At 34.8% G+C, this 25,299-nt stretch carries 23 protein-coding genes and 2 pseudogenes; 19 read left to right on the forward strand and 6 right to left on the reverse strand.

Annotated elements, in window-relative coordinates; translation table 11 throughout:
• Positions 1–77: 77 nt before the first annotated feature.
• The gene (gdhA, locus tag SMSK564_RS04155; RefSeq protein ID WP_000199532.1) at positions 78–1,424 is read right to left on the reverse strand and encodes an NADP-specific glutamate dehydrogenase; all 1,347 of its coding nucleotides are present in this window, start codon (positions 1,422–1,424) and stop codon (positions 78–80) included.
• Between the two features lie 244 nt (positions 1,425–1,668).
• Between gdhA and SMSK564_RS04160 the strand changes: the two genes are divergently transcribed.
• The 7 genes from SMSK564_RS04160 to SMSK564_RS04190 all read left to right on the forward strand — a co-directional run bounded on the left by SMSK564_RS04160 (position 1,669) and on the right by SMSK564_RS04190 (position 8,525).
• Entirely contained in the window at positions 1,669–2,604 is a 936-nt protein-coding gene (locus SMSK564_RS04160; RefSeq protein WP_000255145.1) for a dihydroorotate oxidase, read from the forward strand.
• A gap of 33 nt (positions 2,605–2,637) precedes the next feature.
• Positions 2,638–3,675, forward strand: a complete 1,038-nt coding sequence (gene holA / locus SMSK564_RS04165; RefSeq protein ID WP_000879632.1) for a DNA polymerase III subunit delta — start codon at positions 2,638–2,640, stop codon at positions 3,673–3,675.
• 408 nt (positions 3,676–4,083) lie between these two features.
• Positions 4,084–4,689: a superoxide dismutase SodA gene (sodA, locus tag SMSK564_RS04170; protein WP_000974733.1), complete on the forward strand. Its 606-nt coding sequence runs from the start codon at positions 4,084–4,086 to the stop codon at positions 4,687–4,689.
• 174 nt (positions 4,690–4,863) lie between these two features.
• Positions 4,864–5,394: a YutD family protein gene (locus tag SMSK564_RS04175; RefSeq protein ID WP_001224357.1), complete on the forward strand. Its 531-nt coding sequence runs from the start codon at positions 4,864–4,866 to the stop codon at positions 5,392–5,394.
• A gap of 20 nt (positions 5,395–5,414) precedes the next feature.
• Positions 5,415–6,500, forward strand: a complete 1,086-nt coding sequence (gene rlmN / locus SMSK564_RS04180; protein WP_000804760.1) for a dual-specificity RNA methyltransferase RlmN — start codon at positions 5,415–5,417, stop codon at positions 6,498–6,500.
• A complete protein-coding gene (locus tag SMSK564_RS04185; protein ID WP_000976596.1) occupies positions 6,500–6,982 on the forward strand; it encodes a VanZ family protein in 483 nt (160 codons plus the stop codon). Before rlmN ends, SMSK564_RS04185 begins: the two co-directional genes overlap by 1 nt.
• 1 nt (position 6,983) lies before the next feature.
• Positions 6,984–8,525 (forward strand): ABC-F family ATP-binding cassette domain-containing protein, encoded by a 1,542-nt coding sequence (locus SMSK564_RS04190; protein ID WP_000025377.1) that lies wholly within the window; start codon positions 6,984–6,986, stop codon positions 8,523–8,525.
• A gap of 53 nt (positions 8,526–8,578) precedes the next feature.
• Here SMSK564_RS04190 and SMSK564_RS04195 read toward each other — a convergent pair whose 3' ends face one another.
• The 3 genes and pseudogenes from SMSK564_RS04195 to SMSK564_RS04200 form a co-directional block, all read right to left on the reverse strand.
• On the reverse strand, positions 8,579–9,382 hold the full coding sequence (locus tag SMSK564_RS04195; protein ID WP_000731913.1) for a peptidylprolyl isomerase: 804 nt from the start codon (positions 9,380–9,382) through the stop codon (positions 8,579–8,581).
• A 108-nt stretch (positions 9,383–9,490) separates the two neighbouring features.
• On the reverse strand, positions 9,491–9,832 hold the full coding sequence (locus SMSK564_RS13410) for a hypothetical protein (protein ID WP_004236126.1): 342 nt from the start codon (positions 9,830–9,832) through the stop codon (positions 9,491–9,493).
• A gap of 125 nt (positions 9,833–9,957) precedes the next feature.
• Positions 9,958–10,446: pseudogene (locus SMSK564_RS04200) on the reverse strand (tyrosine-type recombinase/integrase); the annotation flags it as partial.
• Positions 10,447–10,866: 420 nt separating this feature from the next.
• On the opposite strand from SMSK564_RS04200, the gene SMSK564_RS04205 reads away from it, so the two are divergent.
• The 8 genes from SMSK564_RS04205 to SMSK564_RS04240 all read left to right on the forward strand — a co-directional run bounded on the left by SMSK564_RS04205 (position 10,867) and on the right by SMSK564_RS04240 (position 20,766).
• Positions 10,867–11,556, forward strand: a complete 690-nt coding sequence (locus tag SMSK564_RS04205) for a hypothetical protein (RefSeq protein WP_000014351.1) — start codon at positions 10,867–10,869, stop codon at positions 11,554–11,556.
• A gap of 1 nt (position 11,557) precedes the next feature.
• Complete coding sequence (locus SMSK564_RS04210; RefSeq protein WP_001269568.1) at positions 11,558–13,207, forward strand: AAA family ATPase; 1,650 nt, start codon at positions 11,558–11,560, stop codon at positions 13,205–13,207.
• On the forward strand, positions 13,182–14,147 hold the full coding sequence (locus tag SMSK564_RS04215; RefSeq protein ID WP_000591049.1) for an HNH endonuclease: 966 nt from the start codon (positions 13,182–13,184) through the stop codon (positions 14,145–14,147). The genes SMSK564_RS04210 and SMSK564_RS04215 overlap by 26 nt, the downstream gene beginning before the upstream one ends.
• 306 nt (positions 14,148–14,453) lie before the next feature.
• On the forward strand, positions 14,454–14,732 hold the full coding sequence (locus SMSK564_RS04220; RefSeq protein WP_000733987.1) for an Ltp family lipoprotein: 279 nt from the start codon (positions 14,454–14,456) through the stop codon (positions 14,730–14,732).
• A gap of 247 nt (positions 14,733–14,979) precedes the next feature.
• Positions 14,980–17,136, forward strand: coding sequence for an AAA family ATPase (locus SMSK564_RS04225; RefSeq protein WP_001025587.1), 2,157 nt, complete (start codon positions 14,980–14,982; stop codon positions 17,134–17,136).
• Positions 17,133–18,191 (forward strand): 5-methylcytosine-specific restriction endonuclease system specificity protein McrC, encoded by a 1,059-nt coding sequence (gene mcrC / locus SMSK564_RS04230; protein ID WP_000612302.1) that lies wholly within the window; start codon positions 17,133–17,135, stop codon positions 18,189–18,191. Before SMSK564_RS04225 ends, mcrC begins: the two co-directional genes overlap by 4 nt.
• 203 nt (positions 18,192–18,394) lie before the next feature.
• Positions 18,395–19,009, forward strand: coding sequence for an AAA family ATPase (locus SMSK564_RS04235; RefSeq protein WP_004236131.1), 615 nt, complete (start codon positions 18,395–18,397; stop codon positions 19,007–19,009).
• Positions 18,985–20,766, forward strand: coding sequence for an AAA family ATPase (locus SMSK564_RS04240; protein WP_303659979.1), 1,782 nt, complete (start codon positions 18,985–18,987; stop codon positions 20,764–20,766). Before SMSK564_RS04235 ends, SMSK564_RS04240 begins: the two co-directional genes overlap by 25 nt.
• A gap of 343 nt (positions 20,767–21,109) precedes the next feature.
• Here the strand turns inward: SMSK564_RS04240 and SMSK564_RS04245 are convergent.
• Positions 21,110–21,317: pseudogene (locus tag SMSK564_RS04245) on the reverse strand (hypothetical protein).
• 175 nt (positions 21,318–21,492) lie between these two features.
• Between SMSK564_RS04245 and rpsP the strand changes: the two are divergent.
• From rpsP to SMSK564_RS04260, 3 genes are read left to right on the forward strand one after another with little or no spacing between them, the layout of a single operon-like run.
• Positions 21,493–21,765: a 30S ribosomal protein S16 gene (gene rpsP, locus SMSK564_RS04250; protein ID WP_000268760.1), complete on the forward strand. Its 273-nt coding sequence runs from the start codon at positions 21,493–21,495 to the stop codon at positions 21,763–21,765.
• 19 nt (positions 21,766–21,784) lie between these two features.
• Positions 21,785–22,024 (forward strand): RNA-binding protein KphA, encoded by a 240-nt coding sequence (gene kphA / locus SMSK564_RS04255; protein ID WP_000379617.1) that lies wholly within the window; start codon positions 21,785–21,787, stop codon positions 22,022–22,024.
• Between the two features lie 44 nt (positions 22,025–22,068).
• Positions 22,069–22,398, forward strand: coding sequence for a MazG nucleotide pyrophosphohydrolase domain-containing protein (locus SMSK564_RS04260; protein ID WP_004236133.1), 330 nt, complete (start codon positions 22,069–22,071; stop codon positions 22,396–22,398).
• 503 nt (positions 22,399–22,901) lie between these two features.
• Here the strand turns inward: SMSK564_RS04260 and SMSK564_RS04265 are convergent.
• Positions 22,902–24,191 (reverse strand): IS4 family transposase, encoded by a 1,290-nt coding sequence (locus SMSK564_RS04265; RefSeq protein WP_000595216.1) that lies wholly within the window; start codon positions 24,189–24,191, stop codon positions 22,902–22,904.
• A gap of 86 nt (positions 24,192–24,277) precedes the next feature.
• Between SMSK564_RS04265 and SMSK564_RS04270 the strand changes: the two genes are divergently transcribed.
• Positions 24,278–25,162, forward strand: a complete 885-nt coding sequence (locus SMSK564_RS04270) for a DMT family transporter (RefSeq protein ID WP_029690289.1) — start codon at positions 24,278–24,280, stop codon at positions 25,160–25,162.
• Positions 25,163–25,299 lie beyond the last annotated feature (137 nt).

Below are 25,299 nucleotides of genomic sequence, written 5' to 3' on the forward strand. Positions count from 1 at the left end.
GAGTAAGTAATTTTCTAACTGTTTAAGTCAACCAAAAAATCCCCAATCGAAGCGATCGGGGATTGAGCGAATAAATCTTAAACAATACCTTGTGCAATCATAGCGTTTGCTACATTTTCAAAGGCAGCAATGTTAGCTCCTGCAAGGTAGTCTTTATCAAGACCGTATGTTTCTGAAGTTGTTTTAGCTGTGTTAAAGATGTTTGTCATGATGTCTTTAAGACGTCCATCAACTTCTTCACGAGTCCATGAGAGGCGAAGACTGTTTTGGCTCATTTCAAGGGCTGAAACGGCTACACCACCAGCGTTGGCAGCTTTGGCAGGTCCGTAGAAGATACCATTTTCTTTGTAAACTTTGATGGCATCAAGATCGCTTGGCATGTTGGCACCTTCAGATACACAGATAACGCCTTGAGCAACCAAACGTTTAGCTGCTTCACCATTGATTTCGTTTTGAGTTGCACATGGAAGAGCGATATCGTAGTTACCAGCGTAAGTCCATACAGAACCTTCATGATAAGTAGCAGTCGCTTTCTCAGCTGCATACTCAGTCAAACGAGCACGACGTTTTTCTTTAACATCAACCAAAAGATCGAAGTCGATACCATTTTCATCGATGACATAACCGTTTGAGTCAGATACAGAGATAACAGTTGCACCGAGTTCAGTTGCTTTTTGGAGAGCGTATTGGGCAACGTTACCAGAACCTGAAATAACCACTTTCTTACCAGCAAAGCTGTTACCGTTAGCTTTGAGCATTTCTTCAGTATAGTAAACCAAACCGTAACCAGTTGCTTCTGGACGAATCAAGCTACCACCAAATCCAAGAGGTTTACCAGTCAAGACACCAGCATCAAATTGGTTAAGGCGTTTGTATTGACCATAAAGGTAACCAATCTCACGTCCACCAACACCGATATCACCAGCAGGTACGTCAAGTGATGGTCCGATGTGTTTTTGCAATTCAGTCATGAAGCTTTGGCAGAAGCGCATCACTTCAGCATCTGTTTTACCTTTAGGATCGAAGTCTGATCCACCTTTACCTCCACCAATAGGAAGTCCAGTCAAGACGTTTTTAAAGATTTGTTCAAATCCAAGGAATTTCAAAATCCCTTGATTTACAGTTGGGTGGAAACGAAGTCCGCCTTTGTATGGTCCAACAGCTGAGTTAAATTGAACACGGTAACCGCGGTTGACTTGAACTTTTCCATCACGGTCAACCCAAGGAACACGGAAAGAAATCACGCGCTCAGGTTCAGTAATACGTGCCAAGATATTTTCTTCGATATACTCAGGGTGTTTTTCAAATACAGGCTCCAAAGTGTTGAAAAATTCTTCAACAGCTTGGAGGAATTCAGCCTCGTGCCCGTTACGAGCTTTTACAGTTTCAAACACGCTTTGGATATATTCTTTAGCAGATGTCATATCGTTCTCCTTAAATTCTAATTTAATTATGTGTGTCATTATAGCAGAATTTTTTTTAACTGTAAAGAGAAAAACAAAAATTTTCTAAAAATTCTTTCAATTTGATTTTTGGGATTGTTTGAAATTGGAATTTTTTGAAAGTGGATAAAAAACGAACATTTTTCTTATAAATGACTTTCTCACAGAGAAAAGCTGAAAATATGGTATAATATTAGCAATAAAAGGAATCTGGAGGATCAGAATCATGGTATCAACAAAATCACAAATTGCTGGTTTTGAGTTTGACAATTGTTTGATGAATGCAGCAGGTGTGGCTTGTATGACGATAGAGGAGCTGGAAGGAGTTAAAAACTCAGAGGCAGGAACTTTTGTGACCAAGACAGCGACCTTGGACTTTCGTCAGGGGAACCCTGAGCCACGCTATCAAGATGTTCCACTTGGTTCTATCAACTCTATGGGCTTGCCAAATAATGGCTTAGATTATTATCTGGACTATCTTTTGGATTTGCAAGAAAAAGAGTCAAATCGAACTTTCTTCCTATCTCTGGTCGGCATGTCTCCAGAGGAAACCCATACTATCTTGAAAAAAGTCCAAGAGAGTGACTTTCGTGGTCTGACTGAGCTAAACCTTTCTTGCCCAAATGTTCCAGGTAAACCTCAGATTGCCTATGATTTTGAGACAACAGACCGGATTTTGACAGAAGTATTTGCCTACTTCACCAAACCTCTTGGAATTAAATTGCCACCATATTTTGATATTGTTCACTTTGATCAAGCGGCAGCTATTTTCAACAAGTACCCACTCAAGTTTGTCAACTGTGTTAACTCTATCGGAAACGGCCTTTATATAGAAGATGAGTCTGTTGTTATTCGTCCTAAAAATGGTTTCGGTGGCATCGGTGGAGAGTATATCAAACCGACTGCTCTAGCTAATGTTCATGCCTTTTATCAACGCTTAAATCCTCAAATTCAAATCATTGGAACAGGTGGCGTGTTGACTGGTCGTGATGCCTTTGAACATATTCTCTGTGGAGCGAGTATGGTACAGGTAGGAACCACCCTTCACAAAGAAGGAGTTGGTGCTTTTGAACGTATTACTAATGAACTGAAAGCAATCATGGCGGAAAAAGGGTACGAGAGCTTGGAAGATTTCCGTGGAAAATTGCGCTATATTGACTAAATTAAATCAAAAAATCAGAAGAAAGGAGAGAAGATGCTAGCCATTGAAGAAAGTCAGAAGTTGACTTTAGCAAATTTACCGAGTCTGAGCCTATTTACAGGGACAGATCAGGGCCAGTTTGAAGTGATGAAGAGTCAAGTGTTGAAACAGATTGGTTATGATTCTGCTGACCTCAACTTTGCCTACTTTGATATGAAAGAAGTGGTCTACAAGGATGTGGAACTGGAGTTGGTCAGCCTTCCCTTCTTTGCGGATGAGAAAATCGTGATATTAGACCATTTTGTCGATATCACAACTGCTAAAAAGCGCTTTTTAACAGATGATGAGCTCAAGTCGTTTGAGGAATATCTTGACAATCCTTCTCCAACAACCAAATTGTTGATCTTTGCGGAAGGAAAGCTGGATAGCAAAAGACGGTTGGTCAAATTACTTAAGCGTGATGCCAAGGTTTTTGACGCAGTAGAAGCCAAAGAACAAGAACTGCGCCAGTATTTCCAAAAGTGGAGTCAGAAACAAGGTCTGCAGTTTGCCAATCATTCTTTTGAAAATCTCCTTGTAAAGTCGGGGTTTCAATTTAGCGAAATCCAGAAAAATCTGCTCTTTTTACAGTCCTATAAGGCGGATTCTGTTATCGAGGAAGAGGATATTGTCAACGCTATTCCCAAGACCTTACAGGACAATATTTTTGATTTAACTCAGTTTATTCTGACTAAAAAGATGGACCAGGCTCGCGACTTGGTTAGAGACTTGACCTTGCAAGGGGAAGACGAAATCAAGTTGATTGCAGTCATGCTGGGACAATTTCGGACTTTTACTCAGGTAAAAATTTTGTCGGAGTCTGGCCAAATAGAAGCGCAGATTGCAAATAGTTTAGGTAGTTATCTAGGACGCACTCCCAATCCCTATCAAATCAAGTTTGCATTAAGAGATTCGCGAGGACTTTCCTTGAGTTTTTTGAAGCAAGCTATTTCCTATTTGATTGAGACAGACTATCAGATTAAGACAGGTCTTTATGAAAAAGGTTTCCTTTTTGAAAAGGCACTCTTACAGATTGCTAGTCAGGTAAATTGATACTATTTTTGAAACTACAACCCACGTCAAGATTATCTTGTCGTGGGTTTCTTACTGAATTGCTTGTTTTATACTCAATGAAAATCAAAGAGCAAACTAGCCGCAGGTTGCTCAAAGCACTGCTTTGAGATTGTAGATAAGACTGACGAAGTCAGCTCAAAACACTGCTTTGAGATTGTAGATAAGACTGACGAAGTCAGCTCAAAACACTGTTTTGAGGTTGTGGATAGAACTGACGAAGTCAGTAACCATACGTATGGCAAGGTGACGTTGATGCAGTTTGAATAGATTTTCGAAGAGTATGATTAGAAAGTATTTCAGTGATTTCTTCATCTATAAGCAAAAAACTTGAAAAAAGTGAATGTTTGCGTTATCATTTTCATATAGAAAGAAAAAGAGGTATTACAGATGGCTATTATCTTACCAGATCTTCCATATGCATACGACGCTTTGGAACCATACATCGATGCGGAAACAATGCACTTGCACCATGACAAACACCATCAAACTTATGTCAACAATGCTAATGCAGCTCTTGAAAAACACCCTGAAATCGGTGAAGATCTTGAAGCCTTGCTTGCTGATGTAGAATCTATCCCAGCTGATATCCGTCAAGCGCTTATCAACAATGGTGGTGGACACTTGAACCACGCTCTTTTCTGGGAATTGATGACTCCTGAGAAAACAGCTCCTTCAGCAGAACTTGCAGCAGCAATCGATGCAACATTTGGTTCATTTGAAGAATTCCAAGCAGCCTTCACTGCAGCAGCAACAACTCGTTTTGGTTCTGGCTGGGCATGGTTGGTTGTCAACAAAGAAGGGAAGCTTGAAGTGACTTCAACAGCAAACCAAGACACACCAATCTCAGAAGGTAAAAAACCAATCTTGGGATTGGACGTTTGGGAACATGCTTACTACGTGAAATACCGTAACGTACGTCCTGACTATATCAAAGCTTTCTTCTCAGTGATCAACTGGAACAAAGTAGATGAATTGTACGCAGCCGCTAAATAATGGTATATGGAGGGAAGAATGGTTCTTCTCTTTTTTAGGTTATATGATTTTTTTAGGTCATATGATTCGAGTCTGACAAAATCGTCAGACTTTTTTCATTTTTATGAGAAACGTGCTAACTGCTAGAAATTATGGTAGAATAAAGTATTAAGTAATCGTGGAAAAAGGATATCTATGCGAAAAGAAATTGCACCTGAATTATACAACTATAACAAGTTTCCTGGTCCTGAGTTCCATTTACATGGGGACAAGGTCGAAACGGAAGGGATAGTTTTTTCCTTGGTGGAAAATATCAAGGATGCCTTTGATGTGACGGCTTTTAATCAGCGTTTTTCAGAAGTCTTAACCAAGTTTGATTATATCGTGGGAGACTGGAGCAACGAACAGCTTCGCCTACGAGGTTTTTACAAGGATGATCGAACAGAAGAAAAACTTGAAAAAATCAGTCGTTTACAAGACTACCTTTTAGAGTATTGTAGTTATGGTTGTGCCTATTTTGTCTTAGAAAATGAAGCCCCTAAGCGAGCATCATTTGACAAGAAAATGCGTAAGAAGGAAGAAGAAACATCTTCTAAAAAAGGAAAGAAACCGACTCAAACCAAACGAAAACCGAATGCAGATAAGAAAAATAGACGTCGTCAGAAAGACCAGCATTCTCAGAAAGAGGACAAGGGGCAACGTCATTTTGTCATTCGTCAGAAGTGAGTAGAGAATAAGGAGAAGAAATGAAACCGTCAATTTATAGTTTAACACGTCAAACCATGCAGGAATGGGTTTTAGAGCAAGGAGAAAAGAAATTCCGTGCAGATCAAATCTGGGAATGGCTCTACCGTAAACGTGTCCAGTCATTTGAAGAGATGACCAACCTTTCCAAGGATTTGATTGCTAAGCTTAATGACCAGTTTGTGGTCAATCCCTTGAAACAGCGTATCGTTCAAGAGTCTGCTGATGGGACAGTTAAATATCTTTTTGAATTGCCAGATGGAATGCTGATTGAGACAGTACTCATGCGTCAACACTACGGTTTATCTGTCTGTGTGACCACTCAGGTCGGCTGTAATATCGGTTGTACCTTCTGTGCCTCTGGTTTAATTAAGAAGCAACGTGACCTCAATAACGGTGAAATTGTAGCGCAAATCATGCTGGTTCAGAAATACTTTGATGAGCGTGGTCAGGATGAGCGTGTCAGCCATATCGTTGTCATGGGAATCGGTGAGCCCTTTGATAACTACAATAATGTCTTGAATTTCGTTCGTACCATTAATGATGATAAGGGAATGGCAATCGGTGCTCGTCACATTACGGTTTCAACCTCAGGTTTGGCCCATAAAATTCGAGATTTTGCTAATGAAGGAGTTCAGGTCAATCTTGCCGTTTCTCTTCACGCACCTAACAATGAATTACGCTCAAGCATCATGAAGATTAACCGTGCCTTTCCGATTGAAAAACTCTTTGCTGCTATTGAGTACTACATTGAGACAACTAATCGTCGTGTGACCTTTGAGTATATCATGCTCAATGAAGTCAATGATGGTGTAGAACAAGCCTTGGAATTGGCTGAATTGCTCAAGAATATCAAGAAATTGTCTTATGTAAACTTAATTCCTTATAACCCAGTTAGTGAGCATGACCAATATAGCCGTAGTCCGAAAGAGCGCGTCCTGGCCTTTTATGATACGCTTAAGAAAAAAGGGGTCAACTGTGTGGTTCGTCAAGAGCACGGTACTGATATTGATGCAGCTTGTGGACAATTGCGCTCTAACACAATGAAACGTGACCGCCAGAAAGCAGTCGCAGCAGTCAATCCTTAATGATGAAGAAAACTCATAATCATATTTTGGTCTTGGGGGTCATTTTCTATAGCATTTGTATCGTCTACTTTTGTTTTACTCCTCAAGAACATTCTCCCGTGGGAGTGGAAACTCCAGGTATTCAGCATCTTGGACGCCTGGTTTTTCTTTTGACTCCTTTCAATTCTTTCTGGAAACTGGGCGAAGTGGGTGATATGGGACAATTATATTGGATTTTTTTGCAAAATATCCTCAATGTCTTCTTGCTTTTTCCTCTGATCTTTCAACTCCTTTATCTCTTTCCAAACTTAAGGAAAACAAAAAGAGTTCTTCTTTTCAGTTTTCTAGTGAGTCTTGGAATCGAGTGTACGCAGTTAGTCTTGGACTTTTTCTTTGATTTTAATCGCGTCTTTGAAATTGATGATTTGTGGACCAATACCTTGGGTGGCTATCTGGCTTGGCTCCTATATAAACGATTACATAAAAACAAGATAAGGAATTAAAATGAGTATTTTAGAAGTTAAAAATCTGAGTCACGGTTTTGGTGACCGTGCAATTTTTGAAGATGTGTCCTTCCGTCTCCTCAAGGGAGAACATATCGGTCTGGTCGGTGCCAATGGTGAAGGAAAATCAACCTTTATGAGTATCGTGACTGGTAAAATGCTGCCAGATGAAGGGAAGGTTGAGTGGTCCAAATATGTGACTGCCGGTTACTTGGATCAGCACTCCGTCCTTGCTGAAGGGCAGTCGGTACGTGATGTTCTCCGTACAGCCTTTGATGAGCTTTTCAAAGCAGAAGCCCGTATCAATGACCTCTATATGGAAATGGCTGAAGATGGAGCGGACGTTGATGCTCTCATGGAAGAAGTGGGAGAACTCCAAGACCGTTTAGAGAGTCGTGATTTCTATACCTTGGATGCTAAGATTGATGAAGTAGCGCGTGCCCTTGGTGTCATGGACTTTGGCATGGATACAGATGTAACCTCTTTGTCAGGTGGGCAAAGAACTAAGGTGCTTTTGGCTAAGCTTCTCCTTGAAAAGCCCGATATCTTGCTTTTGGACGAGCCGACCAACTACTTGGATGCCGAGCATATCGACTGGCTCAAGCGCTATCTCCAAAACTATGAAAATGCCTTTGTCCTTATCTCACATGATATCCCATTCCTGAACGACGTGATCAATATCGTCTATCATGTGGAAAATCAACAGTTGACGCGTTACTCTGGTGACTACTACCAATTCCAAGAAGTCTATGCCATGAAGAAATCTCAGCTAGAAGCGGCCTACGAACGTCAGCAGAAAGAGATTGCCGACCTCAAGGACTTTGTTGCTCGAAATAAAGCGCGTGTTGCAACACGAAACATGGCCATGTCCCGTCAGAAGAAATTGGATAAGATGGATATTATCGAACTCCAAAGTGAGAAACCAAAACCATCCTTTGATTTCAAACCGGCTCGTACACCAGGGCGCTTTATCTTCCAAGCCAAGGATTTGCAGATTGGTTACGACCGTCCTCTGACTAAGCCTTTAAATCTTACCTTTGAACGCAATCAAAAGGTTGCTATTATCGGTGCCAATGGTATCGGGAAAACAACTCTCTTGAAGTCTCTCTTGGGGATTATTCCGCCAATTGCTGGGGAAGTTGAACGCGGTGATTACCTAGAACTTGGTTATTTTGAGCAAGAAGTAGAAGGGGGCAATCGTCAAACACCCCTAGAGGCTGTATGGAATGCCTTTCCTGCCCTTAACCAAGCTGAAGTTCGTGCAGCCCTTGCTCGTTGCGGTTTGACAACCAAGCATATCGAAAGCCAAATTCAGGTCTTGTCAGGTGGGGAACAAGCCAAGGTTCGCTTTTGTCTCTTGATGAATCGTGAAAACAACGTTTTAGTGCTGGACGAGCCGACCAACCATTTGGATGTGGATGCCAAGGATGAACTCAAACGTGCTCTCAAAGAATACAAGGGATCGATTCTTATGGTTTGTCACGAACCAGACTTCTATGAAGGTTGGATGGATCAAATCTGGGATTTTAACAAGCTAACTTAAAAATGAATATAAAAGAAATACAGTACCGAATGTGGGTACTGTATTTTTGATTTTTAAGATTTGAAATCGTAGTCTTTCACCACTTCAATGCTATCGATAGTAATAGCAGTCGTTGGTTTGTCTTTCTCATCTTTTTCGGCTTTAGCAATCTTATCTACAACATCCATTCCGTCAATGACTTGGCCAAAGACTGGGTGTTTGCCATCTAGACTAGGGTTTCCCCCTTCTTTATAGGCTTCGATGATTTTCTTTGGATACTTGCTTGTAGGGAGTTTAGCAGAGGTATCTGTAGAGTTTTGGTTGATGAAGAACTGGCTACCATTGGTGTTTGGTTGGCCAGTATTTGCCATCGCAAGAGCACCACGGATGTTATAGAGATAAGGAGTAATCTCGTTTTTGAAACCAGTTCCCTTGTCTTTAGTCTTATCCTTGTCATGCCAGATGGACTGACCACCTGTACCGTCCCCTTTTGGATCTCCAGTTTGAACCATGAAGCCATCGATGACACGGTGGAAGGTAATGCCGTTATAGTAGCCTTCTTTTGCATGAGTGAGGAAGTTTTCAACCGCTAGAGGAGCGAGTTTAGGGAAGAGCTTAATGCGGATATCACCTTGGCTTGTGTGGAGAATCACTTCGGCTTCATCTTCAGCAACTTCCTTAGAAAGTTGAGGGAAATTGGCATTCTCGTTTGTTAAAGCATCGTTTAAGTCCTTGGTAGATTGGGCAGCTGCTTTAGAACTTTCTTCAGCAGCAAGGCTGGAATCCACATAATCATCACCACGCAAACTACGTTGGATGCTGCTACATCCAGCTAGGGCTACAGTGGACAGTAAAAGAAGGGTTGCTAGTTTTTTCATTCTGTTCCTCTCAAAAATTCATTTCTACCATTGTACCCTAAAAGGAAGTGGATTTCAAATATTAGTGACAAGGTAGTTCAAGAGGAGGTTAACCAAAAAGTGGCTTACTTAAAGATTTTTCTTTGGATGACGGTCGACAATGTCCTGGTTTTGTTCCAGGATTTCCTCTCCTTTTGGAGTTAATTTGTAGCCACGAATCGAAAAGTGACTTGCCAATTCCTCTTCTGAAAAGTTGGCATGAAGGGCTTGATCCAAATCTGCAGCCTTCATTTTAGAAAGGCCTGTAATTCCCTTGCTTTTCAGAATATTCTTTTTCATAGTAGCATTCAGATGGTCAAGTGAATCAAAAGCAGTTTCGACAAGAACATAACCTTTTTCCACCAGAGTTTTTAGATGCTTAGGGGCATCAATACCATAAGTGTACTCAAAGTATTTAGGAAACCAGATCATAAGAAAGATTGCAAAGCATCACAATTCTCAAGACGTTAATCAATACGATTATATCAACGTTTACAGACATTCAAAAATTTTCTCTTGGATGTCTTTTTTGTTTCAAAAATCTAAATTTCACCCCATCAATTTTTTAAGCTACGAAATGCAATATCACCTACGGTCTGATTAACTTTATCTTTAGTGTTAACATAGGTCTTTGTAATTTCCTTGTCACTATGGGTTAGCGCTTCAGAAATTTCTTCAAGAGAAACTCCAGCTAGTTTTGCTAATGTGGCACCTGTGTGTCTCAATTTGTGAGGAGATGCAGGTGCTAATTCGGGATGTCTATGTCTAACTGATTTCATTCTATAGTTTAGATAGTCGATATGGAGAGGAAGATTAATGTTATTATTCCTGTCATTATATGTAAAAACAAACTGTTTTTGTGTTTGCCTCAGCCCGAAAAGTTTGAGCTCTTCTTGTTGTTTAACTTTCCAATTTGCTAGAAGCTCCATTAATTCAATTGGTGCTTTAAAAAGAGTTTTTTTATTTCCTTTAGTTGTTTTTAAATTAATTTTTCGGAAACTTAACTTTGAGAAATCTAGAGTTATGATTTTTAGGTTTGGATTCTTCAATATACTTCTTCCCTATCCAAATTTGGATAGGACTCTTCATTATTTAAAATTAGACTTAGTATTTCAACACTATATTTCAAGTGAAATAACTCAGTTTTACTCAATTCATTTTTAAATTATTCTCTATATTTTTACAATGATTTTTACTATGTCATAATATCCTTTGAATATTTTTTCTTTTAAATTATATATATCTTAGCAAAGAAAAATGAGCCTTTGAGATGAAAATTCTCAATTGACAAGAATTTAAGCTGAACTGTTCAAAAGGAAAACAAAAAGGCAAATAAAATATTATTAAATAAAAGATTATTAAATTCGGAAAAAAACGAAACTTCATTAGAAATAACATAAAATATTATGATATAATTTTTATTAGCAATAATAAGTTCCTATTACTTTAGAAATATGAGGTTAATGATGTCCGGTATAAATGTGTTTGTATTAGCTGGAGGCGCTGGATTAACAAACCCCTATGCGAATACAATAGAGAAAAAGGTTTCCAAGTCTAGTATTATATCAGCACTAGAAGATGAAAATGTTGATAATAAGGACGATATAATGGAAATTCAGGAAGATAAAAACAAATTGTACTCTGTTTGGGGATATAGTGAGCGTGATAATAATTTGAAAAGTAATTCACCAAAGTCAGGGGATATTATATTTATAACTAATAAAAATGCTGCAATTTATTTAGCCACTGTATTTAAGGTGATCGAAGCTAAGAATTTAGATTTTATTTGGGCAGGGCGTCAAACCTGGAGATATAAAATTATACTGAAAGATGTACTTCGAATTTTCATTCCATACTCTGTAGATGGAGATATTACACAGTGGTGTCAAGAGCACCCACTTTCCCCTGGATTATCAAGTATTAGACATTTACTGAACATTTATGATAATATGGACAGTCAACTTGATTTTAGATATATTATTGGAAAACAGTTGAGAAAAGGCCCATTTCAAGGTTCTTTAAAAGTAACTATAGATAATGCTGCTAGATATCCAGATGTAGGTGAAATTGACATGAGTGATGTAGAAGTAGTTTTAAGTAGACTAGAATTATATTGTCAAACGGTTCACTTTGAGTGTATAGTAAAGGAAATTTGAAATGAGATATAAGAAATTGAACCCAATAACTAGATTAAATTATACCGATGAAATTGACTCTGTATATTGTATTGTTGGGAAAAATGGTTCGGGAAAAACTACCCTTGTAAATTCTTTATTATCCAGGAATAAACAAATTATAAATGATTTATTTGAGGATATCGATGATATTTTTAACTATTCTTTTGTAAAATTTTCTAGCGCTATAGAACTTGTTCAGTTGGGACTCTTACCTGAGAATTCTTTTGATATTTCTACCTCAGCATTTTTAGACACTATGAATCTTATAAACTTACACAGGGAGGATTCGATTAAGCAGGTAGAAGTAATCAATAGTTACTATAATAAAAACGAGGAAAATACGAAGTGGGAAGATTTAATTGAACTTTCAGGAAAAACTGTATCATTACGACTAAATCAAATAGGTGACGGGATAATCTCTTATGGTAAAACTTATTTAAAAGGAACTGGCTTTTTAAAAGAATTCGAGGATAAGATCACTGAGATACCAACGCATGGATATAAAAATAAAGTACTAAAAGTTTTAATGAGAAAATTTTTTGCTATATTCGCCACTGAGATTGTACCTCTATTTGAATATTTTAAGAAAGATAACCAAAATAGGACAAATGAAAATAATAGACAAGCGCTTATTAGTTTATTAGAAAATATAGATTTTAGAGCGATACAGCCAAGAGGAAAATTTTATGAAGATTTAGAAAAATTTTTAAAAAATCATAATATAGACCAGGATATGGAAGGGAAAATTACTCAATTAACAAATTTTTTTGAAGATATAAGCAAAATTGTTAGCAATATTGGGAGAGAGCTTGATTTTACTGTAGAAACTGATAGAGAAACATTAAATGTGATTTTAAAAAGTCTAAAAAATGAAGGATCAGATAATAGTATTTCTCGAGAAGTATTCTCCGTTCTAGAATTTGAATGGAGTGGTCTAAGTTCAGGTGAGCTAGCTCTAATCAATCTATTTGGACGCTTGAACAGTATTAAAAATGAAGTTAGAAAAAACATGGTTTTATTGCTCGATGAAGTTGACTTAGGTTTACATCCTGAATGGCAAAGAAAATGGGTAAAAAATATTTTACCTATTATTGGTAAAATTATGAAATCTCAAAATGGTTCCGTCCGTGTTGTTGTAACCACTCACTCGCCTATAATCTTATCGGATTTTATGAAAAAAGATATAATATATTTACCAATAGATGATTCTACAGAAAAATCTAGAACTTTTGGACAGAATATTTATACTCTATTCAAAGATTCATTTTTCTTAGAAGCCCCTAAAGGAGCATTTTCAGAACAAGTTATTGAAGACTTATTGAATATATTTAGAAGTTCCTCAAATGAAAAAACGATTCAAGAGAGTGGTGCTTATAAAGGATTTATTAAGAAATATGGATTGAGTGGAGTGCCAGATGATACGATTCGAGAGTTTTTTGACGAATTGGTGGATATGATTGGTGAAGATATTATTCGAAATCACTTGAAAAAGCAGATAAAGAAAGCTAGATGGATTAATGAGTCGAATGATAGTCTAGACTATGAGAAAGAAATAGATGAACTCAAAAAGCAGATAGAAGAACTCAAAAAGAAAAAGAACAAAAATGATAAAGATAACCAATTTTTATAGTGAAGAAGAAATAGAAAGATATTATCAATTTTTAATTGCTAAAAAACCGAAGAAAAAGTCAGGAGATACCTGGATATCTGATAGAAAAATAAACGAAGTCGGGATTAAGATTGTTGAATTTTTAAATAAATTACCTCGAAACGATACAGAAGAAATATCAGATTTTAAAGAGTTGATTACAATGAGTTCTTCAAAATTGAAGAAATTTCATAGTTCCCTTAAAACAGAAGATTCAGCTTATTTACAATTATATAATGATGAAAGTAATCAAGAATTGCTAAATCTTTATAAAAGCTATTATACAAGATTTTTTACAAGTAATGATAGGAAAATCAAAATTAAAAATAATATTAGCCTTATTAAAGATTTAGGAATCAGTGTCTGTCCATATTGTAATAGGAATTACATTAATTCTAGGCACGATAAATTAGGATGTGAGTTTGACCATTATTTTAACAAAGATAAGTTCCCTTTTTTTGCATTGACACTTTCGAATTTAATCCCATCGTGCAGTACTTGTAATAGGATAAAAGGGGAAAAAGATTATGATTTTTATCCTTTTGCCCCTGACTGGAAAGAGAATGGTAAATTTATAGTTTCTCCACCAAGTAAAAAATCCTCAATAGCCCTTTTTTTTGATAGGGATTCTCAATCAGATAATCTTTTACAATTAGAAACTGCTTATGAAATTCATGAGAAAGATGTTTCAGAGATGTTTAGAAGAGAGGAGATCTATTGTAAAGAGTATCGAGAAGATTTAATTAATCGTCTAAGTGGTAATGGTAAAGTAGATAATGAGTTTTCTGAAGAATTTTTCGATAGCATGATATTTGGAGAGATTGCTAATGATGGTTTTGATGATTATCTAAATCATTCACTATCAAAATTAAAAAAGGATACTTATGATTATATTGTTGAATTAAGAAAGGGAGAAGTGTGACCGTGTCAAATTAAGTCTTTAAATATATCTGAATATTTAAAGATATAGTATGATGGATGATAAAGAGAGTAGAAAATATGACAATCGAAAGAAAAAACTAATGAAAGAATTTACACAATTACATGGAAAGAGATATAAGATTGATAGAAGACTCTTTATAGATACTAGAAATTATAACCTCCTCATTGTTGTTAGTCCTTTTTATCATAACTAGTATTGCTTTTTCAATCCTATTTTGTTAAAGTTGATATAATAATAAAATGTGTAAAATTGAATCACATTAAAATCTGAGAAGAGAGGTTAACAATGAAAAAGCTAATAACAATTACTGCTGTTGTATTAGCAGCTTGCACTTCGAACTCTGATAATAGTAAAGGTTCAAATTCTTCAGAAGCTAAGGTTGAAAAAACAACATCTTCTTCAAGCAAAGCAGAACCAACTGCTGAGGATAAGGCTGCTCTCGAGAAAGCAAAACAAACTTTGGAGAGCTTCCATTCTTCAAAAGCAAAGCTCAAGTCTCTTATTGTTGAGCAGGAAAAATTTACAGAAGAATTGGCTCAATATGCTGTAAATCATTTGAAATAGGTTTTACGTTTAAGTAGGATTTATTCCTACTTTTAATTTTTACCTAAGAATAGCAACAAGGAATTCCAAGTTAATCCATTGATTAAATCTTTTTGAAAAATTTATAAATAGAATGTAATTAGTTGAATAAATAATAGATTTTTTTAGAAGCTTCTATTGTTATATCATATAGATATGAAAGCGTTTTTGTGGTATAATAATTGTATCTGTATAGTATAAAAACAATAAGAATAGAGGATGAAAACAGATGAATATTCAGAAACAATTTGATTGGACTAGTTTTTACCATGAGTTTGCACAAAAACTGGTAGTTTATAAAAATAATAGGCAGGAACTTGTAGGCAAAGTTAAAGACATTTATAAACTTTCAGGTATGTCAATGCCAACATTGGAGAAAGATAATAATTTGGTAGATATTGATCCTTTTACTGTATTTGGATTGTTTAATAAGAACCTGAGAGTTGAAAACAAGATTAAAATTTTAGATGCAATAGTAAAATTATTTGATTTAGAAAGTAAAGTTCCGAATTCTTTTGATGGTATACCAGTTCTCAATCCTCAAAATGCTACCTATTATCGTTTTATTGATGAAAGAAGTGATGAAGATATTGAAGAACTATGGTCACTATTTCTCTCGGCATTAGAATATGATAAGAAAAAAACTACTGATAATAAGGAAAAAGTTTCACACTACTTTGATATTGTAAACAATAAAAAAGGGAATGGTAATAGCAAAACTACCATAGGTTTGTATTGGATTGCTCCGGATTCTTTTTTGAATTTAGATAGTCGAAATCGGTGGTATATTTTTGAATCTGGTAAATTTCCAACAGAAATTTCAAGTAGTTTACCAGGTATAGATTCAAAGATAACTGCTGCAAAATATTTTCAAATAGCTGAAACAATAAATTCCTATTTCAATAGTACAGAAGCCAAGTTTAAGAATTTTAAAGAATTATCTTTTGAAGCATGGAAGTATTCTGAAGTAGTGAATAAAAAAAGTCGAGAACTCAAGATGGTGGCAGAATCTTCAGCTTTGATGGATGATGAGAATGAAACAATAAGGTATTGGGTATATGCTCCAGGGGAAGGTTCTTATATGTGGGAGGACTTTTACAAGCGTGGAGTAATGGCTATAGGATGGAATGAAATTGGAGATCTTAGTTTATTTAAAAATAAATCAGAGATCAAAGAGGCAATGAAAAAAATTTATGGTCCTAACTTATCATACCAGAATGCAACACATGCTACTTGGCAATTTGCCAATGAAATGAAAGTTGGAGATATTATTTTTGTAAAAAAAGGTAGAAGTCAACTTATTGGGCGTGGGATTGTTACCTCTGACTATTTCTATGACTCTGAAGCTGAGGAGTATAATCATATAAGAATAGTGAATTGGACTCATCATGGAGAATGGCATTATCCAGGTAAAGCAGCTATGAAAACTTTAACCGATGTAACTCCCTATATTGATGTTGTAGAGAAACTAAAAAATATTTTTGATGATGATACATCTGAAGATGTTGAAGAAGTTGAAAAATCATATTCTTCATATACAAAGGAGGATTTTCTAAATGATGTATTTATGTCGGAAGAAGAGTATGAAAGATTGAGGTCTGTTCTTGTTTTTAAAAAGAATATTATCTTACAAGGGGCCCCGGGTGTAGGTAAAACATATACTGCAAAACGCTTAGCTTATTCTTTTATAGGAGAAAAAAATATTGATAGAGTCAAGATAGTTCAATTTCATCAAAGCTATTCATATGAAGATTTTATCATGGGGTTTAGACCTTCTGATATTGGGTTTGAATTAAGAAAAGGTACATTTTATAATTTCTGTAAACGAGCAGAACTAGATGCTGTTAATGATTATTTCTTTATAATTGATGAAATTAATCGTGGAAATTTAAGTAAGATATTTGGCGAACTATTTATGCTACTTGAGAATGATAAAAGAGGGGCATCTTTACAACTCGTTTATTCGGATGAAAAGTTCGCTATTCCAGATAATCTTTATATCATTGGTATGATGAATACAGCAGACAGAAGTTTAGCTATGTTAGATTATGCTTTGAGAAGACGGTTTGCATTTTTCGAATTAAAACCAGGGTTTGAAACTGATGGGTTTAAATCCTATCAATTAACTATAAATAATAGTAAGTTAAATAACCTAATTACCTGTATTAAAAATCTAAATTATGCTATTGTTTCAGATGAGACTTTGGGTGAAGGATTCTGTATTGGCCATAGTTATTTTTGTAACTTGAAACCTGAGAGTGTGGATGACCAAGTGATTTCTAATATTGTTGAATATGAACTTGTACCGTTGTTAAAAGAATATTGGTTTGATGAACCAAATCTGGTAATAGAATGGAGCGAAAGCTTAAGGAGTGCAATTAAGTGATACCAATAAAGAATGTCTATTATATGCTAACTTATGCGTTCAGTGTCTTAAAAGGTCAAGGATATAAGAAACTTTCTACTGAAGAATTCCAAAATACTGCGGATCTCATGAGTGCTATTCTAGTTAAGGCCATGGTAATTCAACTTAAGAGAGGATTAGAGAAAAAGTATATCTCTAAAACCGAAGAACTTTCAACGTTGAGAGGAAAAATTGAGATAGGTGAATCATTAAAGAGTCAAAGTTCTTTTAGAAAAAGGGTGATTTGTTCATATGAGGAATTTTCAGTAGACAATACAATGAATCGTATTATAAAATCTACTTTACATCTTTTATTGAAATCAGATATTCCCAAAAAACGGAAAAAAGAATTACGGAAGATATTGGTATTTTTCAATGAAATTGATATTATTGATTTAAATAAAGTAAATTGGAAGTTTCAATATAATAGAAATAATCAATCCTATAGAATGATTATTTCTATTTGTTATTTGGTTGTAAAGGGGTTGTTGCAAACGACCTCAGATGGCCAGATGAAACTCATGGATTTTTTAGATGAGCAACAAATGAATCGTTTATATGAAAAGTTTATTCTTGAATATTACAAAAAGCATTATCCACAGTTAAAGCCGAATGCTTCCCAGATACCTTGGGCTTTAGATGACGGTATTGGTGACATGTTACCGATAATGCAAAGTGACATTCAACTTCAAAAAGAGAACAATATTTTGATTATTGATGCTAAATACTATTCAAGTACTACTCAAGCACGTTTCGATAAGTACACAATCCATTCTAATAATCTGTATCAGATATTTACATATGTGAAAAACCGCCAGTATCAATTTGGAGAAAATAAATGTATAGTATCAGGTATGTTGTTGTATGCAAAAACTAATGAGGAAATTCAGCCTGATAATATTTATCAGTTTCATGGAAATCAGATTAGTGTTCGTACGTTGGATTTGAATTTATCGTTTAAAGAAATAGAAGAGCAGCTAGACTTGATTGTATTATCTCAATTCAATGAGCAGTTGAAAATATTGTATGATATTTAAATAAAATTTTGAAAGTTATTTCAATCTCTAATCTTTTAGGGAATACTAATAAAAACTGTTATCATAATTTTAATCGTAATAGTAATAGTAGTTAATTTTTAAAGAGTTTAACGATGTAACTAATAAATATACTAGTAAGTATATGTCGAATAAGATGTTGCGTTGAATAAATTGAGAAACAATGGAGAATGAAGGGGTAATATATGCAGGAATTTACTAAGATAGTTATTGAGAAAGACTATTTACCTTATAAGAAAATAGAACTAAACTGGTTGAAGAAAGAAGATAATACGGATACTGAAATACTGAGAAGTATGATTATATTTGGAAGAAATGGTACAGGGAAAAGTACTATTTCTAAATCTATTTCTAGTTTAAGTGGTATAAGTGAGGATATTACTCTTTTTAATGAAAAAAATAAATTGAGTAACGTGATAAATATTACTGGTAGTGATAAAGAAACGGTATTTGTATATAATGAAGACTTTCAAAGAGATAGGGTAAGTTTTACTGAAAATGAAAAATTTGAAGCTATTGTTCTAATAGATGATCAAAAAGATTTAATGTCGAAAATAGAATTAAATAAAAATAAACTAGCAAAATTAAAATTTGAACTTGCTAATTATAAAAAATCAATTTTGGATGCTGAAGAAAGTATAAAGAAGATACTTGTAGATTCTACAAAATCAGAGTGGAAGACAGTATCAATTATATTAAATAAAAAAATCCTTATTTTAATGATAATTTTAAAAAAAGAATCTATAAATCTGAATCTTCAAAATCATTGCGAGAATTGGAAAACGATCTTAGTGTCATAATGAAAAAAATAAAATCTGCTAGGAATGAAAAAGAGATTAAAAGATGTTTTAAGGTGGAAATTAATGTTAATGAAGTAAAAGAAAAGTTAAAAACAATTTCTGAGCCGGTTAATATGATAGAGTTAACAGATAGAGAGAATCAGATTATTGAAATATTAAGAAATAATAGTGATAGTAGTATAGTAAAGACACAAAGTGTTTTAGAGGAAAATTTATTAAATTGTCCAACATGTTTTCAGAAAATCAGCGAGGATTATAGGCGAGATACACTAGCTCAATTAAAATCAGTTGTGGAAAAACAATTATTAAGTAATGAGTTATCTATAAAGAATGAATATATAGATAAAATTATTGAAACATTTGAGATTTTAAATACAAAATTAAGTTCTGTAAATCTAGATAAAAGAATTGCAGAAGATGTAAGAGTTAGTTTGAATAGATCAATAGAATCTTTAAAATCCAATCTTAATCTAATGATTAATGAGCTAAAGATCAAGAAGAATAATCTTCATATGGTTCTTGATTTTAGTAGTGAAACACTTTTCAATGATTATGATGTATATGAGAAATCATTGTTAGAATACAATAAAGCTTGTGACAAGTATAATGTGAGATTTAATGAACTGGATGACAACATTAAAGTAGCAAATAAACTTAATGACAAATTAGCTTATAAAGAAACAGAGAGTTTTTGTAAAAAGGCAATTAATAATAAAAAAAATGTAAATAAAGCTAATAAAGAAATTAATGAATTAAATAAAAAAATTATTGCAGATGAACAGTCAGTAAAAAATACTAAATTAGCCCTTGATAATATTAATAAGCAGTTATCTAGAGTGTTTTATGAAACTGAACGCCTAAAATTAGAACAGGAGGATGGATTCTATTACGTTTTATCTAGGGGGAAAAGGACAATTTTAAGTAGTTTATCTACTGGAGAAAGAAATGCTATTGGATTGTGTTACTTTTTTTCTATAATTAATCAAAATCAAAATGTTGATAATCAATATAATTTACCAATTTTATTAGTTCTTGATGATCCGGTATCTAGTTTTGATCATGAGATTAAATTAGGAATATATAGTCTACTGCGAGGAGAAATTGAGAAAATTGGTATTGGTAATGATAAAAGTAAAATACTGATATTAACTCATGATAGTGATGTCTATTATAATTGTTTTAAAATATTTGAAGATATCTTAGACATTGATGGGAAGAGAGTTTTTAAAGATAATCAGATTAAACTAAAACAATTGAATTCTGTAACTGGTATAGAGACAGCTGAGAAAGAGGAAAACTTCTATTCTATGCAACTAACAAAAATATATGAATTTGCTTGTATTGAGGATGAGGCATGTAGTTTCGCAAAAAATTTTTCTCCGTATATTGGTAACGTTATGAGACGAGTGTTGGAAGCTTTTTCTACATTTAATTATCAAAAAGGTATCTCAGACTTAAGCTCAAATGAAGTACTATTGAGCGAGTCGATTGACAATAAAGAGGAGATTGAAATTCTAAAATCTCATATGTATAGATTGCTTTTGAATGGCGAAAGTCACTATTCAGATAAAATTTATGGTATAACTGAAAGAGAAAGAGAAGCGTTGCATACCATTAAACAAAAGATTCAAACGGCTAGATTTGTATTAGTCCTTTTATATAGTCTCAATTCAATTCATCTTAAATATCAAATTGATAATTTTGATCAGACAATAATAGAAAGTTGGAAATCGGACCTTCTATGTAGAAAAAAATAAAAATACTACTACTTGTCTTAAAATATGTGAAAAGTTTCCCCTTTTTAATCAAATATAGTACAGTTTTTAAAAAATTTTAGGTATAGCAATTCTACAAATTTCTTCCATAGAGGTATTTTGAAATGTAGTAAAAGCCTTATCTATCAAACCAGGCTTGAAAAAAGCTCGTAAAGCTAGCCAGTTCTCTAAACGTTAAGAACTAGCTACAATACAGCATTTACAACACTTCATGGTTCACACCATTTAATTGAAAGTTATTTAAATTAGATGACAATTTGTTTTTTGAAGAAGTGGGAAAACATTGATTTTAAGCGAATTTTGAATCATATTTGAATGGGAGTTTTTAAAACCAGGTTTCGGTGGTAAAAGTGCCAAACTGGATTCTCCATAGTAGAATGATATTACCTGCCAGCAAATCATCTGCTAATAATTCCATATTTCTTTTTGGGAACAGGCTTTGGATTTAGGAGTCAAGCATCCAAATCACGTTCAGGAGAGATGAGGGGCTTGATTTGGTGGTCTTTATAAAGTGTTTCTACAATAGCATTCATGACATTCTCTTTCTGATGTTTCTTTAAAAAAATAACAAATTTCTAAAAGGTTTAAGAATTTTATAGTCTGTCAAGTTTTTTTCTTGACACCTGCAAGAAATCTGATATAATAGAACATGTGCTAAATAGCTTAGCTATTTCACCGAAATAAAAAATAAGAAAAGAGACTTTAAAAATGGCAGTTAAAATCCGTTTGACTCGTATGGGTTCTAAGAAAAAACCTTTCTACCGTATCAACGTAGCAGATTCACGTTCACCACGTGACGGACGTTTCATCGAAACAGTTGGAACTTACAACCCACTTGTTGCTGAAAACCAAGTAACTTTGAAAGAAGACCGCGTTCTTGCATGGTTGGCTGATGGAGCTCAACCTTCAGATACAGTTCGCAACATCCTTTCAAAAGAAGGCGTATTGAAAAAATTCCACGATTCTAAATTCTCAAAATAAGTTTAAAGTAGGTTGACAGATGGATACGATTGAAAATCTCATTATTGCGATTGTGAAACCCTTGATTTCACAACCAGATGCCTTAACTATCAAGATTGAAGATACACCAGAGTTTTTGGAATATCATTTGGATCTTGATCAAAGTGATGTGGGTCGTGTAATCGGTCGTAAGGGTCGCACTATTTCTGCGATAAGAACGATTGTCTACTCTGTCCCAACTGAAGACAAAAAAGTAAGAATCGTTATTGATGAAAAATAAGAAGGGCGGGACGAATGTCTCGCTTTTTTTGCAAGGAGCAGGATATGAAGGATTTAACGTTTAGACAATTACAAGACTACCTACTGGAACATTACCAGCAGTCTCGGACTGAGGAAGGTCTCTTTATCAAGTTAGTGGAGGAAGTCGGAGAAGTTGCTGAGGTTTTAAATGGACGCTCTGGTCGAAAAGAAGGAGTTCAAGATTCGAACGAGGAACTAGCAAAAGAACTGGCTGATATTATTCACTACACTGTCGCAATTGCGGCCATCAACCATATTGATCTTATCAAGACCATTTTTGAAAAAGATAAAAAGGTGGCTATCAAATATCAGCGTGAACGAGATTTGGAAGGGTTTTTGAAGGGGAACATCTAAGACGATAAGAAATCAATTTTTTACTAATAAAGAAGGTATTAGTAAATATAAGAAAGATAAAGCAAGGAAAATAGTGGATTATACTATCAAAGTAAGGAATCTCCAAGAGGTAGACAAGCTATAACTTGTGAGACAAGAACGAGAAAAGCAGATCAGCCTAGCTGCCTCCTTTATAGGCAACGAGAAAGAATTTATCAGCTTGAAAGAGTGATAGAAGTTATAAAATACTAATCCTAGAAATAGCATCTAGCATTTTACTATGCTACAATGGAAAGATAGTCTCAAAGAATTCTAGTTGATCTATCTTGAGAATAGCTATTTTTAAAAGGAGTAACAGTCTATGAACGAGAAAACAAAAGCTTACCTAGCAGCCCAATGTCATTAAGTTAGTGATCTAACTACTTGAATAGGAGGTGTGATTGAGATCATCAAAGTGATTCTCTATCCTATCTTCTATTTTTTTGCATAACAAATAAAGGTTTTTTTACCCTATTTTTTGAGATTTATGTTACTCTATAGATGAAATCAACTACCGATTGGGCCTTTATCTTTCTTGGATATTTTCGATTCGGTCGAATAATAGATAACTGTTTCTTGAGGTAGTTTTTCAACTGGAGAGAAGAAAGGGAACAGTTAAAAAACAAACGGCAGGCATAAGCCGCATCTGAGAAACACACTTTATATCTTTGTTTTTTACGACTACTGTCGATGGCAACTTGCGAGATTACCCAACGACAAAAGTTAAAATTTGTAAAGCGAGCAAAGATTTCTTGGAGAATCCCTTCCTTCTTTTTTGCATGAAAATTGACCAAGCCAACACTGTATTTCAGGTCACGAAAACTAGTCTCTATGCCCCATCTGCTGGCGTAGAGATTTTTTAATTCTTGGATTGAATAGTCTGTATTTGTCACTAAAGTTTCGTATTTTCCTTCGTCCACTTCTAAACGCACCATACGAAAAGGAAGCTCATAGAGTACTACAGGATCCTGTTTTTGACTTGTTTCTGGAAGAAAATCAAAAGTAGAATTGTGTGGAATAAAATGATAGTCATTGGGAAAATCACGATAAAGTTTTTTGAGCTGATTGGTTTGCTTTCGTGATAATGTTAGAGAAAATGTTTGATCAAAACACTCCGTATTTGGCAAGTTGAAGGAGGAACGCATGGATTGTTTTCCATCTCGAATACGGATGATATAAAGCCAACCTTTTTCTTGAAAATGAGCCATAAGATTGTAACTTTCATAGCCTCTATCCATGATAACAAGAGCTTTATCGAAAGGGAGAGCCTCCATCATCTGAATCAGAGCTAAGCGCTCATGTTGTGCATGTTGGTCTTGAATAAAAACATCTCTATACACTCCAGTCGTCAAGTCGTATAGGGCATTTATATGCATGAGATTATAGGATTTAACATCCTTTTGGGTTTGGATAGAGGTTTCTGTATCCATGGGATTTCGAGGAATACAGATATCACTCCCATCTGCAGCGAATATTGGAAAATCAGTATTAAGTGGAATAGGTACTGTAAATTCTTTAAATAGGGCATAGAACGCTTCAGGTTTTATCTGATAGCGTCTTTGAACAAAGGCTGAATTTGAAACTGTCAGTCTGGCAACTAGTAATTCTTTTGACAAGGATTTTCCTCCCATTCCCAGAATGGTACGAATCATAGTTTCTAGTGATAAACTTCTTTTACGAGTAAAGGCCTGTTCATCTTGTTTGACGAACTCAACTTTTTGACCAATGATACTCTGAATACTATTATTCAAGTGGGATTTTATCTGTTTTATCATGGGAAATCCCTCCTTAACTATAAGTTTATCACATAAAAAAAGAAACCCAAATACAGAATTGTATTTGAATTTCTTAACTTAATGACATTGACCTAGCAGCCTTATCCTTTTCAGCAATCATTGGATTTTCTTTTTTATTTACTAAGATTGCTTTAGGTTATGCTAGTCCTCTCACAAACTTAGCGCATCGCTATACAATCGCAGCTTTAGTAATGGTCGTTCTTCATCAAACCAAACTTATCAAAGTGAGTTTAAGTAGAAAAGATATTCTTTCTATTCTTCCTATGAGTTTTTTCTATCCTCTTCTCTTTTTTATTTTTCAATCCTTTGCTTTAAAGTATATATCGTCTTCTGAAGCTGGAATTTTACAGGCTCTTGTCCCGATTTTTACGCTCCTTTTAGCATCGGTCTTTCTCAAGGAAAAGACAAGCTTGCTTCAAAAGTTCTTTTTATTTTTATCCGTAGCAGGAGTAGTTTTCATCTTCCTTAGTAAAGGAGCTAACTTTGGTACTGAGACTGCTAGCTTTGGCTTTCTTTTGATGTTGGGATCTGTTCTCGCAAATGCGATAAACAATATTCTCAGCAAGTCCACAGGAGGTCGCTATCGGGCCATGGATATGACAGCTGTTGTGATATTTGTTGGCTTCGTCACCTTTAATACACTGAGTCTGACCTCTCACTATCTAGAGGGGAACATATTAGCTTACTTTGCGCCACTTGGACAGGTGTCTTATTTGCTTTCAATTTTTTATTTGGGAATTTTAGCCTCTATCGTTACTGGTAGTCTCTCTATCTATGCTATTGTTCGACTTGGAGCATCAACCGTCAGTGTCTTTGGCAATCTTGGAACAGTTTTGACCATTCTAGCCGGAGCCCTTATACTCCACGAACCAATTTATAGCTACCATTTGATCGGAGCCACTATGATTATTGCTGGAATTTTAGGCATGAATCTGATGAGAAAAAAGTAAAGATTGCTTAGCAGTCTTTTTCTTTATCAAAGTTGTGCAGAAAATTCAAAAATTTTAATGTAATCAAGTTTGGAAAACGATGATTTTAATATAGCATGATAAAATAGATAAAAAGAATGATATTAGGATAAAGAGGA

The sequence above is a fragment of the Streptococcus mitis SK564 genome, assembly GCF_000148525.1.
Taxonomy (GTDB): Bacteria; Bacillota; Bacilli; order Lactobacillales; family Streptococcaceae; genus Streptococcus; species Streptococcus mitis_H.